Here is a 16951-nt window from a genome sequence, read left to right as displayed (position 1 = left end):
CTACGGGACGAGCACCGGGCAACGTTCGGTGCAGCGGTCGGCGCCCACCTGGTCGGCGGGTGCCGCCGCATCCCGGAAGATCGCGTTTCCTCCCGTCGTGCGCGAGAGCGCATCGGCGGCGAGGATCACCGCTGCGCTGGTCCAGGAACTGACCTCCACCGGCCACCGCTTGCCGTCGGCGTAGACCAGACCGGTCCAGTACGAACCGTCCGGGTCGCGCAGATGCTGCATGGCCGCGAACAATTCGCGGGCACGCCCGGCGTGGCCGAGTGCGTCGAGCGCCAGGACCAGTTCACACGTCTCGGCTCCGGTGACCCACGGACGATGGTCGACGCAACGGATCCCGAGCCCGTCGACGACGAAATCCGACCAGCGCTCGCGGATCCGTTCGTGCGCGTCGGTGCCGCGCACCGCTCCCCCGAGGATCGGGTAGTACCAGTCCATCGAGTACTCGGGCTTGGGTGTGAACGCCTCGGGGTGCCGACGCAGAGCGTGGCCGAGACGGATCAGCGCGACCTCCCATTCGGGTTGCGCCTCACCGACCAGGTCGGCGATCCGCAGACCGCACCACAGACTCTGGTGGATACTCGAGCAACCAGTGAGCAGCGCTTCGTCGAACATTCCGCCGTCGCCTCGCGCCCAGGAGATCTGGCCGCCCGGCAACTGCATGTCGACCACAAGGTCGAGCGCTGCCCGCACCGTCGGCCACATGTGCTCGGCGAACCCGCGATCGCCCGTCACGAGATGGTGGTGCCATACGCCCACGGCGATGTAGGCGGTGAAATTGCTGTCGGTGTCGTGGTTCTCGACGATGTCGCCGCGGAACTGGATGGGCCACGACCCGTCGGCACGCTGTGTCCGCCGCGACCACTCGAAGGCGGCGTCCGCCTCTTCACGTAAACCGATGGCGGTCAACGCCATCGCGGATTCGATGTGATCCCACGGGTCGATGTGCCCACCGGGGAACCACGGGACGGCTCCCGAGGGCTCCTGCATCCGCGCGATGGCCCGGCCCGTCGCCAGGCTCTGTTCCGGCGACAGAACACCCGGCACCGACGGCACCGTCACGCGCGCGGATTCACCGCGCCGCACCGGCGTTTCCCGGCTTCTCAAGGTAGAACACGACACTCTTCCCGATAACGGGATCGAGGATCTTCTCGGCCGTGCGGGTGATCCACGGGGCCTTCATGAGATCCCAGACCAGCAGCCGGTGGTACGCCTTCGTCAGCGGATTGTCGTCGTTGTCGACGCCGACGGCGCACTTGAGCCACCAGTACGGCGCGTGCAGCGCGTGGGCGTGGTCGGTGCCCGAGACAGTGAGACCCGCGGCGGCGAGTTTCGCGGCGAGTTCGTCGGCCTTGTAGATGCGGATGTGCCCGCCCTCCACCTCGTGGTAGGCGTCCGACAGTGCCCAGCAGATCTTCTCCGGCAGCCAGCGCGGCACGGTCACGGCCGCGACACCACCGGGCTTGAGGACCCGGACGAGTTCGGCGATGGCCCGTTCGTCCTCCGGCACGTGCTCGAGCACCTCGGAAATGAGCACGAGATCGAAGGTCGCGTCGGCGTACGGCAGCGCGAGCGCGTCGCCGACCTCGGCCCGGGCCAGCGCACCCTCGGGGACCTCGCCTTCGAGTTCCATCGCGACGAACATGTCGGCGACGGCCTTCATGTCGTCGGCGTTCTGGTCGAAGGCGACGACATCCGCGCCGCGGCGGTACAGCTCGAAGGAGTGGCGCCCCGCGCCGGCCCCGATGTCGAGAGCGCGTATCCCCGGTACGACGCCCAGGCGGTCGAAGTCGACGGTCAGCATCCGTTCTTCCCCTCTCGATGCGCGGCGATCGCCTTGTCGTAGATCGCGGCGGTCTGCGCGGCCACGGCCGCCCAGCTGTAGCGTTCGAGCACCCGGTCGCGGCCCTTCGCGCCGAGACGCCGACGCTCGGCCGGGTCGTCGAACAGGCGCGCGAGCCCCGCTGCGAGCTGTTCGGCGTCGCCCGGGGGCACGAGCAGACCGGCGTCCCCGACGACCTCGGGGATGGCCCCGGCGCGGCTCGCGACGAGCGGTGTTCCGCACGACATCGCCTCGACGGCCGGCAACGAGAATCCCTCGTACAGCGACGGCACCGCCGCGACCTCGGCGGAGGCGAGCAGGTCGGCGAGTTCGGTGTCGTCGATCCCGGAGACGGTGCGCACGACGTCGCCGATCGCGAGTTCGTCGATGAGCTTCTCGGTGGCGCCGCCCGGGGCGAGCTTCGAGACGAGGACCAGTTCGATCTCGCGTTCGGTGCGCAGCTTCGCGACCGCCTCGAGCAGGGTGGGAACACCCTTGAGCGGGGCGTCGGCGCTCGCGACGCAGACGATCCGGCCGGGAACGCGCTCGTCCTTCCGCGGCGCGAACACCTCCGTGTTCACGCCGAGCGGGATCGTGTGGATGCGTTCGGATTCGATCCCGAAGGCCGTGCGGATGTCGTCGGCCGAGTTCTCCGACACCGTGAGCAGCGTGGGAATCTGCCGGGCCACCTTCTCCTGCATGCGCAGGAATCCGTACCAGCGCCGGAGCGTGATCCTACGGCGGAGGGTGGTCGCGGAGGCGAGATCGAGTTCGCGGTCGCGGGTGATCGGATGGTGGATCGTCGCAACGAGGGGAAGGTCCTCGGCGATGCGCAGCAACCCGGACGCGAGCGACTGGTTGTCGTGCACGACGTCGAAGTCGCCGAGGCGGTCGCGCAACAGTCGTGCGGCGCGCAGACCGAAGGTGCGCGGTTCGGGGAAACCGGCGGTCCACATGGTGGCGACCTCGAGGACGTCGATCCAGTCGCGGTACTCACCCGGTTTCGGGGTGCGGAACGGATCGTCGTCGCGATAGAGATCGAGACTGGGCACCTTCGTGAGCGTCACGCCGGGGTCGAGCTCGGGGTACGGCTGCCCGGAGAACACCTCGACGGTGTGTCCCTGGGCGACGAGTTCGCGACTGAGATGGCGAACGTAGACCCCCTGACCCCCACAATGCGGCTTGCTCCGGTACGACAACAGAGCTATGCGCACATTCCACCTCGGGGTTCGCTCGGAGGGCCAGGTCGCTCGGACAGATGTCCACTAGTTGTGTAGGGCACACACTAGAACATGTTTTGTGTCCTCACGATAGCGAGCCGGACCGCACCCGGTGCGGATCGGCGATGCGAGTGGGACGGCGAGCAGACACCGCCTGCGAACGGCTGACGACGACGAAGCCCCGGTATCGATGTGATACCGGGGCTTCGCCTGGAGCGACCCTGACGGGACTCGAACCCGCGACCTCCGCCGTGACAGGGCGGCGCGCTAACCAACTGCGCCACAGGGCCATGAGGAACCGAAGTTCCCACAGCTCGACCCACCGCAACCGGTGGGTCGAAGATATGAAATTGATGGTTGTTCGCCGGACAACCGTGGTGGCCAGGGCCGGGATCGAACCGGCGACCTTCCGCTTTTCAGGCGGACGCTCGTACCAACTGAGCTACCTGGCCGGACGGCACCCGAACCGAATGCCGATCGAAACTCTGGAGCGACCCTGACGGGACTCGAACCCGCGACCTCCGCCGTGACAGGGCGGCGCGCTAACCAACTGCGCCACAGGGCCATACATATTCACTTCTCACACCAAGATACTGCACACTTCGACGAGGTCGAAGCGTACCCCCTACGGGATTCGAACCCGCGCTACCGCCTTGAAAGGGCGGCGTCCTAGGCCGCTAGACGAAGGGGGCCCGATCGGATTTCTCCGAACCGCACCCTCAACGGGTTTGGCGTTCCGTTGGGAGCTTGGACAGCTTATGCCACGGCATTCGCGAATCACAAATCAGCAGGTCAAGTGGCCGATTCGTCGTTGTCGGGCCTGCTCGGCCAGCCCTTCTCCCGCCACTGCGCGAGCCACTGCTCCGACGCCATCGCCTCGAGCGGCACCTCCACGCAGGCCTCGAAGCGTGCGCGGACGTCGGTCTCCGGCGCCGTGAGGTCGGCGAGATAGCGCTGACCGGCGAGCGACGACGCGATCGCCTCGACGAAACGCCGGAGGTCGACATCGGGCCGGAACAGGCCCTTCTCCTGCGCTTCGCGCGCCAGCTGGTAGCCGGCCCGCCCCCATAGGACGCTGCCGCGCAGCCTGACCTCCTCCGCGAACTCGGGTTCGGTGACCAGACGGAACTCCGCGGCGATGACCACGTCGTCGTGCAGAGCCGCACCGAGATCACCGACGAGACCGTGCAGCCGCTCGAAGGGGTCGAGATCGGGGACGTCCATCCACCTGCCGACGATGGCACGGTAGTGCTCGAGTCCTTCGTCGAGTACCGCCCGGGCCAGATCCTCCTTGGACGCGAAGTGGAAGTACATCGCACCCTTGGTCGCGTTCGACTGCTCGAGGATGGCGTTGATCGATGCTGCGGCGAAACCTCGCCGCGCGAATTCGGTGGCTGCCGATCGGACGATCGCAGCCCGCGTACGACGCGCACGCTCCTGTTGACGGGGCATGGGGAAATTCAGCCTTCCACGTTCCTGTGTTCCCCCACGAGACAACTCTAGTCTGCCCCCCACAATCCCGGCTCCGGGCCGTGTTCCACCGGGTGAAATGTGAAATCCCACCCCCGGGGCCCGGGTTTCCACAGAACACACCGAGTGGTACGCTTTGTCCGGCTCGGGTGCGAAGCAGGGGGTGGGCACCCGGGCCTCTTTCCATTGGTCACCGGCAGCGTCCGCACCGCCGGATGTCCGATATCATCGATCGCGCAGCGTGGCTCACCCTGTGATGTGGTCACCGCACCATGCGGTGTGGTCACTGCGGTGTGGTTACACTGTGCGCCCATGCCCCTATAGCTCAGTTGGTAGAGCTACGGACTTTTAATCCGCAGGTCGTAGGTTCGAGCCCTACTGGGGGCACCGCGGACGGCCTGGCGTTTCTCTTCGGAGGACGCCAGGCCGTTTTCGTATGTGCCAACGATGTGCCAAACCTCACACGACTCTCTCGGCGGCCGGCCTCCTGGGCGGCGGGCAGTCCTCTCAGAGGGTCTTCATGGGTGACGCATCGTGTCTTGCGCGTGATGGACAGCGCGTCGAACCCTGTGCCACGATGCGCTCACAACCAAATGAATGGACCCCGGCGAGTGCGCGAACACTCCCGGGGCGTGGCCGAACTGCGAAGGAGTTCGACAGTGCCTCAGCATACCCATGCCCAGCCGCAGGGTGGTATCCGACGCGGCCCCCGTCTGGCCGATAACTTCACCATCGTTTCGAACCGTCTGCTCAACAACAAGCGTCTCAGCTTCCGCGCCCGCTGCATCCTGCTGTGGCTGCTCTCCAAGCCCGAAGACTGGCGCATCCGCTCCGAAGCCATCGCCGAGCAGTCCGACGTCGAAGGCCGCACCGCCGTCCGCACCTGCATGCGCGAGCTCGAAACCCACGGCTACCTCGTGCGCGAGAAGGTCCAGGACGAACGTGGACGGTGGTACACCATCCAGACCGTCTACGAAGAGCCCCTCCTCGGCGGCGATCCGTCTCCCGAACCGACGACCAGGAAATCGAACTCCGGTCGTCCGCGTGACGGAAAGACGGGCGTCTTTACAAAGAACCGATCACCCAGGACTGAAACAAACAACAACACCGCGGGCACCGAAATGTCACCTGTCGAGGTGGCCGGGGTGACGGTGTCGTTGTCCGAAGATGCCCGCAAAGAACTCGTCCGGCTCGAGACGAACTACGCCGAGCTGATCACCGCCTGCCGAAGCGCCGGTCTGCTCGGATCGTTCGACTACGTCAAGCCCGCTCAGAAAGCCGAGATCCTCGAGCTGATCGACCAGCACGGCGCCGCGGCTCTGGCCGACCGGGCGAAAGCCATGCACCGTGACGACAACCCGACCCTGTATGCCCAGGGCTGGATCCGGTTGTGGAAGGCGATGTCCCCGCCCCGCCTCACGCCGACGCCCCCGCAGCTGCACGCACCCTCACCGATCGACGACTGCGACCTGTGCGACGAGTACGCCTGGGTCCTCGGTGACCTAGGAGCGCCGATCGATCCTCCCCAGCGATGCACGCACGGCCGGGCGGCCGCGTGATGAACGACCAGACCCTCGCCGCGCTGATCGCCGACTCCCAGATCCACATCGACATCGCACACCGCCGCCTCCTGGAGGACGGCATCGACACCTTCGCCGACGCCTACCGTGACGCCTTCGTCACCCTGTGCGCGGGCCTGTACGACACGTTCGGAAGGACCCACTGATGACCCTGCCCCGTCTCATGGTGCCGTCGCGCAACAACGTCGCGGTCACCCTCGCCGCCCTCGCGGCCGCGGCTGTGGCCGGCACCAGCTTCTGGCGGTCGTTCACCGCGATCGCCGAGCTCGCTGTCGCATACGAGGTGCCGGCCGATCAAGCGTGGATGATCCCCGTCGCGGTCGACGGCCTGGTCGTCGTCGCAACCGTCGCGGCCGCGGTCGCGCGACACCGCGTCGCACGGGCCTACTCGTGGTTCCTGCTCGTCGCAGGCACCGTCGCATCCGTCGCAGGCAACGGTATCCACGCCTGGCAGCTCACCGGCTCCCCCATCGGCGTCGGCATCGCCGTACTGCCGCCGCTCGTCACCCTGGCTGCGGTGCACCTGACGATCCTGCTCGCGCGACAGGACAGCGACACCGCGACAGCACCCGTCCGTGACAGCGAACCAGAGCCTATCCGCGCACCGCTCGACGAGGACACCAAGCGCGACGCGACATCGCGACCGGTCACCCAGCTCCATGTCGCACCCGCGACACCTGTCGCGAACGCTACGGCACCTGCACCTGCACCTGCACCTGCACCTGCACCTGCGACGCGACAAGTCCGTCGTGCCGCGACACGCACGTCCGATGCGACTGACGCAGAGCTGCGCGCCCGAGCAATCCACTGCGTCATCGCAGAAGGCAAGACGGTCCGTGCGACAGGCGCCGAGCTCGGTGTCTCCAAGGACAAAGTGCAGCGCTGGGTCACCGCGCATCGCGCGACACTCACCCCAGAGCCCGTTGCAAGTTGACGCACGGCATCAGACGACATGAGCGGGACGACACTACGCAGCGAGCGCGGCCGCCCCGGGCACGAAAAACGATCACCCCCACCGGGGGACGGCGGGGGTGATCAGAGAGAGGTGGCGCGTCGGGGGTGCACCACCTCCGACCAGGATATCGATCGAGCTGGGTACTTTTGGGGTGAAGCAGGGGGTGAACTTCCTTAACGGAACTGTGACATGCATCAAAACTAATTGAATGCGCTCTTCTAGTAGTACTTTGTTAGGTTGGGAAGGTGTGGTGGCAGGTCGGGCAGGTGCCGATCCAATAGGCCAGTGCGCGTTGGAGTTCGCGCACGATGCCGTAGAGGGTCAGTCCCGCCCGACCGCTTTTGGGTCGGTCAGCCGCAGGGACGTCAGGAACAGGTGCGCGGCGGTGACGAGCGTGACGTGATGGTGCCAGCCGAGCCAGGAACGCCCTTCGAAATGATCGAGGCCGAGACCGGTTTTCAGTTCCCGGTAGTCGTGTTCGATGCGCCAACGGATCTTGGCCAGACGCACCAACTCCGACAGCGGGGTGTCCTCGGGCAGGGTGGCCAACCAGAAGTCGGTGGGGGCGGCCGCTCCGGCCGGCCATTCGGCGAGCAGCCACGCCTGGGGCAGGACGCCGCCCTCGTCGCGGGGAATGGTGCGGTTGGCCGGGCGGATCCGCAGTGCCACGAAGCGTGAGCGCATCGCCGCGGCCGGATTGGCCGGGCCGGTCTTGGTGCCGCGGCGCCAGGGGATCTCGGTCAGTGCTTCGACGCCGGCCGCCAGGACAAGATCTTTGCAGGTCACCGCCGCCGGGTAGCGCCGGGTCGGTGGCCGGCCGCGGCCGGAATACGGGGCGGTGGCCGGCACCGCATCGCCCGGGTGGGCGAGGGTGGCGCCCTTGACCGCGACGACGTAGGTCAGGTCGCGGTCGGTCAGGCCCTGCCGGAAGGTGGCCGAGTCGCCGTAGCCGGCGTCGGCGACGATCACCGGTGGGGTCCGGCCCCACGAGATCAGCTCGTCGAGCATCTCGAGGGCCATGACTGCCTTGGTGCGATAGCGCTCCTCGTCGGGAATCGCGTTGCGTCGCCGGCGAGCGATGATCGCCGAGGCCGTCTCCGGATCGTCACACCGCTGATCGTCCCAGCTCTCGGGCAGATACAGCCGCCAATCCAAGGGTGCGGACGCGGTATCGGTGGCGGCGTGCACACTGACGGCGACCTGGCAGTTGCCGACCTTGCCCAAGGTGCCCGAATACTGCCGGGCCACACACGGTGAGGCATTGCCGTCCTTGGCGAATCCGGTGTCGTCGATCACCCACGCATCCGGCGAGATCAGATCACACGCTTTGCGGGACAGTGTTTTCCGGACCGGTACCGGATCCCATGGGGAGGTGGTGACGAACTGCTGCAGGCGTTGGTGATCGACTCCGAGGCGGTCGGCCATCGGCTGCATCGACTTGCGGCGCCCGTCGAGCATCAACCCCCGCGTATATATCCCGGCCGTCGCCCGCTGATCCTTGCGTTTGAGCGAGGAGAACACCTGCTCGACGAACGCATCGAGGCGCTCACCAATATCGGCCAGGGCTGCGGCATCCACCCGGCCATCGTCTCGGAAACCTCACCGAATCTCGAGGCCTCGCAACAAGAAGTGGTGAACCTAACAAAGCCCTACTAGATCATGTTCCTATTCCGATACAATTCTAAGCACACCCTGAGCCTTCCTTACCGGGGAGGAGAACGCTCCGTTTCGCCCTCTGTCGGGGGAGGACGAAACGGAGCCCCTCCCCCGCCGCCGCGAACGAGAACCGTCAGCGATTCCCGCGCCGGTTCAGCTCACATCCGAACACTCGGGCGATTCTGTACTCCTCCAACGCATCCTGCGCTCGGCCCTCCTCGAAGTGCCGTTGCGCCTGATCTATTGCCAGATCTTCCGCCCTTCGCAGCACTGCCGTTGGAGCAGCCTTCAACCATCCGTACATATCCATCACCTCTCAGGCAGTGTGTACCTCGGAGACAACCGCCTCCCAATTCTTACCCCCGAGAATGGCGAGCTTGCACAGCATCCACCTGCCGACCGTTACTGAACCGATATAGATTTTCTGCTGCCAAAGCCTCTCAGCGGCCACCACACAACAAGATCACCGTCCGCTATCGTGACGGGAAGTCGCCGGCCCGCTCGGCGACAACGGCCCCGCCGAACGGCTCCCTCACACCCTGACGGCGGGGCTACTCTCCTACCCCGGATCGGCAGACTCTCACCGTGACAACTTCAGCTGTCATACTCAAATGCCGGAGTACCTCGTGTCGGGCAGGGGCAATGACGAAGCACTCCGGCACCACACCGCTATGCCACCTACCCGGTAGCCGTTCGCGCACACCTGATACATCGCCGCCCCATCAAGCTCGCATCGGACATACCGAAAGCCGAGAATTCTCTGAACTACACGCTGCAGGACAACCCAGCAAAAGGTTGAAATCTGCACGCCCCCAAGCTCATGCTCGACCCGTGCATACATCCCCGACAAGCATGAACAACGATGAGCTCCTCACCTATGTTCTCGGACTGCGCGCCGCGCTTCTCGCGGCCACCGAGGAAGACGCCGATGACAACACGATCGACGGCATTGTCCGTTCAATCAGGGACTGCCAGGAAGAAATCGAACGTCGCGGGCTTGAATAGCTTTCTACTTCTCCCTGATGCACGACCACCTGCACAAGGCCGCAGGGACAGTTGCGATGTCCGGATAGTCCCGGTTTCATCGAGTCATGAAGGGAATTCGATGGAGATGGGATGAGGACGAACCCTTGTTCGGTGACCCGAGAGCTCCGATCGGCGGATTGGTCCTGACCGCCATCCTCGCGATTGTCGCAATCCTCTGGGCAGTACTGCGTTGGTAGATCTGGGATTGTCCACGCACCGCCGTTGATCCGGACGGCCAGTCGCCGAAGCCCTTTCCGAATATTGAAGCTTGCAGCACCGCCCCTAACGGGTCGAAACAACCCCCTGTCGCCGACCCGCCAGGTCGTCGTTCCACCACAAGGCGGCGCCGCAGCCCCGCCGGTCATATCCCCGCGGCCAGCGGGGCTGCCTCGGCCCATAAGGATGCGTTACGGGGCTCCTGCTGGTACCGCAGGCATGCCGTCTCGTAACGGTCTTGGCGGGAGTGGCACCCTGTCACTGAGCGCAGTCGCGATGCAGCCACATTTCAGGGGAATTCGCACCCAGATTGATGCCTTTACCTGCAGACATTCGCAATCGCGATGGCTCTGCCCTAGAGAACCGCAAGACTCCTGCGCAATGCAAGCATCAATCGAAATAATGCTTGCATGGTAGAGTTGTACCAGCTCGCCGCAAGCATAGTGAGCAAGCATCGACCATAGGGGGCTTTTTGTCTGATCCGAAAACCGGCCGTGCGCGAGGCGGTCAAGCACGCGCAGCGAAGCTGAGCCCGAGTGAGCGCAGCGAGATCGCCAAAAAGGCCGCGAAGGAACGTTGGTCCCAGGACGTCGTCCAAGCCGTCTGCGGATCTCCCGACAAGCCTCTGAAGATCGGGGATGCCGAGATCGAGTGCTACGTACTCGAAGACGGCACGCGGGTCGTCAGTCAAGCATCGTTTATGCAAGCCATAGGGCGGCATCCCCGCGGCGGCGGCCCGGCATCGGGGGATGAACCTTTGCCGCCGTTCCTCCAAACCAAAAGCATCCGAAACTATCTCACCGACGAGATCATCGAAGGTAGTAAGCCGATCGCCTTCACGCTCCCCCGGGGCGGTCGCGCGCGCGGCTACCGGGCCGAGCTCCTCCCGGTGGTATGCGAGATATACCTCATGGCGAGGCAGGACGGTGTCCTTCCTCCGAACCAGGAGCATGTCGCGAAGAAGGCTGAGATCCTCGTTCGAGGCCTTGCTCGCGTAGGCATCATCGCTCTCGTCGATGAGGCGACCGGATACCAGGAGATGCGCGCGAAGGACGCGCTCGAGCAGATCCTTGAGACGTACGTGGCGAAGGAACTCCAGGCTTGGGTCAGGACTTTCCCCGAGGACTACTACCGGGAGATCTTCCGTCTGCGCGGGCTGTCGTTCCCCGAGTCCACGGTCCGCCGGCCTCAATACTTCGGCGTACTCACCAACGATATCGTCTACAAGCGCCTCGCTCCCGGCGTGCTCGAAGAGTTGAAGCGGGTACAGCGACGCTCCGATTCTGGGCGGCCAAAGGACAAGCTGTTTCAGAAGCTGACAACGAATGTCGGGTATCCCAAGTTGCGTGAGCACCTCGGCTCAGTAGTGACACTGATGAAGCTGAGCACAGACTGGGACGACTTCAAGACCAAGTTGGATGCCATCCATCCCAGAGTGGGCGACACCATTCCGATCCAGTACGAGTACGACTCCAAGACCGGTCTCTGACCCCACAACTGCGCCCCGCCCTTCCTTGCAGAGCGGGGCGCAGTTGTGTGTCTATGCGCTTATGCATCACGGGGGTGCAATGCAAGAACTGCGGCTCAAGCTGATCACTAAGATTCACTACGGAAGCTTTACGAATGTTGAATCTTGCAGTAGCCTCCCCCGGGGTCGGCAATCCCCTGTCGCCGACCCACGAGCCACCGCTCTATCCCCCCTGCGCGGTGGCCGCAGCCCCGTCGGCCCCTCCGCTGCTCGGCGGGGCTGCCTCGTCCCACAACCAGGATGATCCATCCGTGGCACACCGGAATCAATCGAGCAGGCTGATTTGAGGCGCTACATGAAATCGCCCCCACATGCCTGCGCAAGCAGTGGAGGCGATCTCGGCGCCGTGACGCTGGAGGCGGAACACGGCGCGATCTCAAGACTAGCGCGCAACGCAGGACCGCGCCGAGCACAACCAGCTCGTGCGCGACATCGGAGCGATCCTTGGTGGCATCTTTCATCGCACCGGCCATCGTGCGAGATCACCACCTCACGACGTCTGCGATCACACAAACACACCAACCCACCTCCAGAGACGTGGGCCATGCATGTTCAAGGCGTCAACGGCTGGAAGTCGTCCACACCTCCGGGGACCTCCACCGCCGGGCTACATTCGACGCTTCATCGCATAGCTGCGGGTGAGTCCTCAGGTGAAATCTGATTTGATCGATAACATCGCGGCCGATCGGTCGTTGATCACGATATGCGCTGGTTGTTGTGGCTGGCCATCGCATGGCTCTCACTGTCCGTAATCGTGGCCCTCATCGCCGGGCGCGTCATCCGCACCCGCGAGGACCGCGAAAGTCCCCCGCCACCGGACGACAGAGATGAATCCCGGCGAGACCGCGCGTGAAACCAACCACGACACAAGGTTTCGGGTTTCGCGTCATCCTGTTCTGCAGTACCGTGAGGTCCGTGGCGGCCCCTTCCACCTCGGGACCGCCACGCATCCGGTCACAACTCATCCCCCTGCGCTGTGGCCGGAGGTCCCACCGCTCACCACTCCCTCGAGCGGTGGAACCACACCCTTCCCCGGCGTGGGCGTGGCATTGTGGATGATGCCGGTCCGCTCGGCCGCTGGGGGATCGAGCAGACCGGCCCGATGCACCTACGAAAATCGCCTCCACATGACCGTGCGCAGACCGTGGAGGCGATTTCTGTGCCCGTGACGCCGGGGGCAGAATCACGACACGACCTCGACACTATCGCGCACTGTCCGCCGTCGCGATGTCGGGTGTAACCCGCCCCGCGAAGGCACCACGCCCAGGCCTGAGGCCGGCCGGCGCTTGCGACAGCTGTCCGTTTTGCGATAATCGGACACGGCGTCAAGCTCACCCGCGGGGCAGGCACAGCAACAGCGGGAGGTATGGCGAGAGCAACCGCAGAATATCCTCGCCAGCGCCACCGAGGGGCCGCCGACCACAGACCGGCGGCCCCTCCCCGACGACAACAGCGGCGCGACCGACCGCACAGGCAGAAAGACGCACACCCGATGGGACAGCACGTCGACACATTCACCCGCCCTCCCGACGAAGCCCAAGGCCGGATCCTGCTGGATCTGCTGCACCGCGAGATCGACGACATCACGATCAGAATCGAAACGCTCGAACACGTGAGCGCTCATGCGGTCGCCGTCGATCCCGATCAAGGACAGCTCAAACGTGCGCTCATCGAGAACCTGAAAGAGCTTCACCGACAGATCGGCAACCTCACCTCCCGCTTTCCGGCACTTCACCCCACCGACACGCACGACCACACGACCGAACCCTCCTGACACCGCACTGTCGCCGAACAAACACAGACCCGCCATCGTCGCAATCGTCTGGGCAGTACTGAGTTGGTAGACCGATATTGTCTACGCACGGTCGTTGGGCCAGACGACCAGTCGCCGAAGCTCTTTCCGAATATTGAAGCTTGCAGTACCGTCCCTAACGGGTCGAAAACAACCCCCTGTCGCCGACCCGCCAGGTCGTCGCTCCACTACGCGGCGACCGCATCCCCGCCGGTCATATCCCCACGACCGGCGGGGATGCTTCGTCCCGTAACCACACTTCCCTCCTGTGGTACACAGGGCGAGGGACCACTCGAGCCACACAGACGATAACGACGACAGCCCGATCGCGGCAGTTCGGATCTCCGGCCAGGAGGGGTGCACGCTTCGGCAGGTTTCGTCCCGTCCGAACACCAAGCGAAGGTAACGAACCATCCGGATAATGGATAATTCGGACATGGCACACTCACTGCGAGCAGAGCGGCAGACCAATCCGGCCAGCAGCTCCCGACTCCGGCCCTACCGTGGCCTCCATCGGAGGACCGGGGGTTTCCCTGCACCTTCCACTTCGACGCCGATGAGCCGGCTCGGTAGCTCCGGCGCGACACCGAGTGTCTTCGCCCGAGGCCGGCAATTGGCAACACGAGTCGGTCTCGCTCTGGCCGCGGTGTCGTTCACGACGCTGACCACATCGACGGCGATCGTGTCATTCGGCGACTATTCCAGACTGTGCGCCGGCATTCACTCTGTTCACCTTGCAGCATGCAAATACGGATACCGCGTCGCGGAAACGGTCAAGATGACCGCCGCGACGGGAACCCTCCTGTTCCTAATCATCAGTCTGATCCTGTCGCTCCATCGGCAACCATAGACCTGATCGCCATAGCTCCGAGATTCTCATCTGGCCGAGATGAACAAGCATCGCGAAAAGCTCAACACCCAATGAGATCGGCCCCAGCGGCGCTCATTCGAGAAACCACACAGCGCCCGGCACAACAAAAACTGCCAGCCCAATAAGACATGCGCCCCACCTCCGTCGAGGTGGGGCACATGTCGGTGTTCAGGGCGTCAACGCCCGGAAGTCGTCGATACGTCCAGGAGGACCGCCACCGCCGGAGACGAGCTCATCATTCTGGATCGTCGCACCGACCCACCGCCGCGAGAACGGAATCACCGAACTGGCGACCGTGCCCTGCAGCATGATCACGCCGTTCACCCGAGCGGTATACAGGTTGCCCTCGGCGCGCAGCGTGACGACCGCGCCCTCGGGGAACTTGCTCGTGGTGACGTACTGCGGCACACCGGTTACCGGAACGAATCCGTTGGGAGCGTCGTAGTCCTCGTAATACAGCGCCATGATGCCGCGCGTCCACGAGAACTGCACACCGAACTGCGCGCCCGGATTGGTCACCGGGTCCTGGAACGGATCCGCTCGGACCACCAGCCCGCACGCCGAGTGCTCGGGGTTGCGGCCGTCCCACCGGACAACGCATTCGACCTGTTGCGTGTCCGACGGCATCGGTTCGTGCCACCACGCGTACGACAGCGGCACCGACGGGGTGTTCGTCCCGTCGAGGCGCCCGTTGACACGTTCGAGCACGCCCCCACCGGTGGTGATCCAGTTCGACGACAGCGGCCCGTCGCCGTCGAATGTGTCCTGTGCACGCAGGTACATCGGGACCACCGCGGCGAGCCGCAGGAACGTTCCCGACACCGCGATCCCGCGAGCGAAACTGAACCCTGTCGTCGTGTACGCCTCGAGCGTGACGACATCGCCCGGTGCGAGAGACATCTCGAAGTCCGTGATCGTCGGTGTCCCGGTCGTCGCAGCCGAGGTCGCCACGACCACGCCATTGACCTTGATCCGGCACTGCCGGTTACCGTTCGCCTGCGACCACGCCACCGCCGCCGACAGCACCGCAGAACCGGACCCGTCGACGACGATCGCATTGGACGACAAGGTGGTGTCCGGGTAGGCGGAGTCGACAACCCATCCCGTGACCTGGTGCCAATTGTTCGACGACGGCAGCGACTGTGTGCCGGACTTGACAATGCCCGCCGGCACGAGGTTCGCTGCCTCCACACTCGGCACCAGCATTTCGCCGCTACCTTCCATCGCCGGTACCTCGACCGAATAACCAGCGGCGTGTGTCGGAATCGGCATCGCGCCGGAACCCGCCATCAGCGGCAGGTCCACGAGTGCCGCCGCGGTGACCGTGGGGGTGAGGACCTCTCCTGTACCGGATCCGGACGGAACGGCAAGAGCCGCCCCTGCAGTGACCTGCGCCTCGGAAACGATGCCGGAACCTTCCGTCACCGGCGCCTCGATCGTTGCCGGCACGCGGACCGTCGGTGTGGAAATCGATCCGGCACCGGTAGCGGTCGGGACGATTACGACGCCCGGAACTTCCGTTCCGATGCCCGGCTCGTGCAGCTCTCCGGTCCCTTCAATCGGGCTGGGCCGGATAGCTGCGCTGCCGCCGATCAGCGGTTCGAGTACGTCGGCATCGCCAGCGAAGAGTGGAACGCTCACCCCACCGCCCCCACCGGGCAGCGGAACGAGCATCTCGCCGGTCCCGGACAGAATGGGTGCGTCCAGAGTTGCTGCCGCGCACACCGACGGGAGAGGGACGCCGCCGGCCCCGTGCATGCGGGGCGCGGTCACCGACGCAGGGACGGTGCCATCCCACACAAGTCGATCTCCGAGGTATGCGGCCACGACATGGTGTTCCACGCCAGCGGGGTCGATGTAGCGCATCGCTACCGGCGCCTTGCCGTTCTGGAAGATCGGCATCGGGCCTCCCCTCGGGTCAGGCTGCGGTGAACCGGGCGATGCCGGACGCGTTCCAGACGATCTGGAACGGTGCGCTGGTGGACGAGATATCGCCCTCGAAGGTGATGTACCCGATCAGAGGCTTGTTCGTGGCCGGGGTGTCGTCGTAGACAACAGCGTGCCGAGCAGTCAGCGTGGACGACGGCCATGTGACATCGTCGGCGTCCAGAACGAGCGCGTTGAGTGCCGGATCGTATGTGACGGTGACGTTGTCGAGTTCTGCCCCGCCCGCTGTGTAGCCCGCGCCGGTGACCTCATTGGTCACGCTGGACTTGTACTGGTGGGTGTCCTGGTTGGGGGTGTATGCGCTGGTGCAGAGCATCACCTTCAACGTGTCGGAATCGAAGTCGATTTCCTTGTTCGCGAGGGACTTGAACACCAACCCGAACAGCTTTGCGGTGTGTGCCATGGTCGAAGGCCTTTCACTCGAAGAGGATGTAGTAGGTGGCCGGGTCCTTCGCCAGACCCGGATAGTCTGCGGCCGGTACCGCGCGGACTCGTGCGACACCACCGGCGTCGCGGACGTAACCGGTGCCCCACAGGACCGACTCGTCTGGCGGCGTGGCCGCGTCGATCAGCGGCCACAGCTGCACGGGTTCAGCCGAGTGGGGGATGGTGATCCGGTATTCGGCGGGAAGTCCGGATGACATTCGTAGGACCGCGGGTCCGGGTTCGAGGTCGTCGGTGGTCAGGACACCATCGCTGGCAACGTAGCGGCACTGGCGCACGGTGACGACACCGCCGTCGGTGCTACCACGCACTGTCGGGATCTCGAACGTGAAGATCGTGCGGTCGTCGACCCCGGCGATGTCCCGAACGTTGGCGGTCAGGACGGTCATGCAATCACCGACCCGATCAGCAGTTGCCA

14 protein-coding genes and 5 tRNA genes are annotated in these 16951 nt (G+C 65.0%); 7 read left to right on the top strand and 12 right to left on the bottom strand.

Annotated features, from left to right (window positions below):
* The 8 genes from C6Y44_RS04360 to C6Y44_RS04325 all read right to left on the bottom strand — a co-directional run bounded on the left by C6Y44_RS04360 (window position 1) and on the right by C6Y44_RS04325 (window position 4500).
* Window positions 1-1092 carry a glucosidase family protein gene (locus tag C6Y44_RS04360; RefSeq protein WP_159416668.1) on the bottom strand — a complete coding sequence of 364 codons (1092 nt, stop codon included), beginning with the start codon at window positions 1090-1092 and terminating at the stop codon, window positions 1-3.
* Window positions 1079-1810, bottom strand: coding sequence for a class I SAM-dependent methyltransferase (locus tag C6Y44_RS04355; RefSeq protein WP_159416669.1), 732 nt, complete (start codon window positions 1808-1810; stop codon window positions 1079-1081). Before C6Y44_RS04355 ends, C6Y44_RS04360 begins: the two co-directional genes overlap by 14 nt.
* Window positions 1804-3042: a glycosyltransferase family 4 protein gene (locus C6Y44_RS04350; RefSeq protein WP_159416670.1), complete on the bottom strand. Its 1239-nt coding sequence runs from the start codon at window positions 3040-3042 to the stop codon at window positions 1804-1806. Before C6Y44_RS04350 ends, C6Y44_RS04355 begins: the two co-directional genes overlap by 7 nt.
* Before the next feature lie 222 nt (window positions 3043-3264).
* Window positions 3265-3338, bottom strand: a tRNA-Asp gene (locus C6Y44_RS04345).
* An 85-nt stretch (window positions 3339-3423) separates the two neighbouring features.
* Window positions 3424-3500 (bottom strand) — tRNA-Phe (locus C6Y44_RS04340).
* A 39-nt stretch (window positions 3501-3539) separates the two neighbouring features.
* A tRNA-Asp gene (locus C6Y44_RS04335) sits at window positions 3540-3613 on the bottom strand.
* A gap of 54 nt (window positions 3614-3667) precedes the next feature.
* Window positions 3668-3740: transfer RNA gene (locus tag C6Y44_RS04330), tRNA-Glu, on the bottom strand.
* 100 nt (window positions 3741-3840) lie between these two features.
* Window positions 3841-4500, bottom strand: coding sequence for a TetR/AcrR family transcriptional regulator (locus tag C6Y44_RS04325; protein WP_159416671.1), 660 nt, complete (start codon window positions 4498-4500; stop codon window positions 3841-3843).
* A gap of 332 nt (window positions 4501-4832) precedes the next feature.
* Here C6Y44_RS04325 and C6Y44_RS04320 point away from each other — a divergent pair.
* The 4 genes from C6Y44_RS04320 to C6Y44_RS04305 all read left to right on the top strand — a co-directional run bounded on the left by C6Y44_RS04320 (window position 4833) and on the right by C6Y44_RS04305 (window position 7032).
* Window positions 4833-4905, top strand: a tRNA-Lys gene (locus C6Y44_RS04320).
* Between the two features lie 272 nt (window positions 4906-5177).
* Window positions 5178-6077 (top strand): replication protein, encoded by a 900-nt coding sequence (locus tag C6Y44_RS04315; RefSeq protein ID WP_192378700.1) that lies wholly within the window; start codon window positions 5178-5180, stop codon window positions 6075-6077.
* Window positions 6077-6244: a hypothetical protein gene (locus C6Y44_RS04310; RefSeq protein WP_192378699.1), complete on the top strand. Its 168-nt coding sequence runs from the start codon at window positions 6077-6079 to the stop codon at window positions 6242-6244. Before C6Y44_RS04315 ends, C6Y44_RS04310 begins: the two co-directional genes overlap by 1 nt.
* Complete coding sequence (locus C6Y44_RS04305; protein WP_192378698.1) at window positions 6244-7032, top strand: DUF2637 domain-containing protein; 789 nt, start codon at window positions 6244-6246, stop codon at window positions 7030-7032. The genes C6Y44_RS04310 and C6Y44_RS04305 overlap by 1 nt, the downstream gene beginning before the upstream one ends.
* 342 nt (window positions 7033-7374) lie before the next feature.
* On the opposite strand, the gene C6Y44_RS04300 is transcribed toward C6Y44_RS04305, so the two are convergent.
* Window positions 7375-8631: an IS701 family transposase gene (locus C6Y44_RS04300; protein ID WP_106199178.1), complete on the bottom strand. Its 1257-nt coding sequence runs from the start codon at window positions 8629-8631 to the stop codon at window positions 7375-7377.
* 930 nt (window positions 8632-9561) lie between these two features.
* Here C6Y44_RS04300 and C6Y44_RS04295 point away from each other — a divergent pair.
* From C6Y44_RS04295 to C6Y44_RS04285, 3 genes are all read left to right on the top strand, one after another.
* A complete protein-coding gene (locus C6Y44_RS04295) occupies window positions 9562-9714 on the top strand; it encodes a hypothetical protein (protein WP_192378697.1) in 153 nt (50 codons plus the stop codon).
* Between the two features lie 709 nt (window positions 9715-10423).
* Entirely contained in the window at window positions 10424-11440 is a 1017-nt protein-coding gene (locus C6Y44_RS04290) for a P63C domain-containing protein (RefSeq protein WP_192378696.1), read from the top strand.
* 1405 nt (window positions 11441-12845) lie between these two features.
* A complete protein-coding gene (locus C6Y44_RS04285; protein ID WP_192378695.1) occupies window positions 12846-13253 on the top strand; it encodes a hypothetical protein in 408 nt (135 codons plus the stop codon).
* A 1057-nt stretch (window positions 13254-14310) separates the two neighbouring features.
* Here C6Y44_RS04285 and C6Y44_RS04280 read toward each other — a convergent pair.
* From C6Y44_RS04280 to C6Y44_RS04270, 3 genes are read right to left on the bottom strand one after another with little or no spacing between them, the layout of a single operon-like run.
* On the bottom strand, window positions 14311-16044 hold the full coding sequence (locus tag C6Y44_RS04280) for a hypothetical protein (RefSeq protein WP_192378694.1): 1734 nt from the start codon (window positions 16042-16044) through the stop codon (window positions 14311-14313).
* A gap of 16 nt (window positions 16045-16060) precedes the next feature.
* Window positions 16061-16492, bottom strand: coding sequence for a hypothetical protein (locus C6Y44_RS04275; RefSeq protein ID WP_192378693.1), 432 nt, complete (start codon window positions 16490-16492; stop codon window positions 16061-16063).
* A 13-nt stretch (window positions 16493-16505) separates the two neighbouring features.
* A complete protein-coding gene (locus tag C6Y44_RS04270; RefSeq protein ID WP_192378692.1) occupies window positions 16506-16922 on the bottom strand; it encodes a hypothetical protein in 417 nt (138 codons plus the stop codon).
* Window positions 16923-16951: the final 29 nt, after the last annotated feature.

It is taken from the genome of Rhodococcus rhodochrous, from assembly GCF_014854695.1.
GTDB lineage: Bacteria > Actinomycetota > Actinomycetes > Mycobacteriales > Mycobacteriaceae > Rhodococcus.
The sequence above is the reverse complement of the archived record's forward strand: the minus strand, read 5'-3'. Positions and strand labels throughout refer to the sequence as shown.

What these genes read in the sequence shown, in the direction of transcription:
- C6Y44_RS04355 (WP_159416669.1), bottom strand. Translation starts at nt 1,810, where the DNA reads ATGCTGACCGTCGACTTCGACCGCCTGGGCGTCGTACCGGGGATACGC.
- C6Y44_RS04325 (WP_159416671.1), bottom strand. Translation starts at nt 4,500, where the DNA reads ATGCCCCGTCAACAGGAGCGTGCGCGTCGTACGCGGGCTGCGATCGTC.
- C6Y44_RS04310 (WP_192378699.1), top strand. Translation starts at nt 6,077, where the DNA reads ATGAACGACCAGACCCTCGCCGCGCTGATCGCCGACTCCCAGATCCAC.
- C6Y44_RS04305 (WP_192378698.1), top strand. Translation starts at nt 6,244, where the DNA reads ATGACCCTGCCCCGTCTCATGGTGCCGTCGCGCAACAACGTCGCGGTC.
- C6Y44_RS04295 (WP_192378697.1), top strand. Translation starts at nt 9,562, where the DNA reads ATGAACAACGATGAGCTCCTCACCTATGTTCTCGGACTGCGCGCCGCG.
- C6Y44_RS04285 (WP_192378695.1), top strand. Translation starts at nt 12,846, where the DNA reads ATGGCGAGAGCAACCGCAGAATATCCTCGCCAGCGCCACCGAGGGGCC.
- C6Y44_RS04280 (WP_192378694.1), bottom strand. Translation starts at nt 16,044, where the DNA reads ATGCCGATCTTCCAGAACGGCAAGGCGCCGGTAGCGATGCGCTACATC.
- C6Y44_RS04275 (WP_192378693.1), bottom strand. Translation starts at nt 16,492, where the DNA reads ATGGCACACACCGCAAAGCTGTTCGGGTTGGTGTTCAAGTCCCTCGCG.
- C6Y44_RS04270 (WP_192378692.1), bottom strand. Translation starts at nt 16,922, where the DNA reads ATGACCGTCCTGACCGCCAACGTTCGGGACATCGCCGGGGTCGACGAC.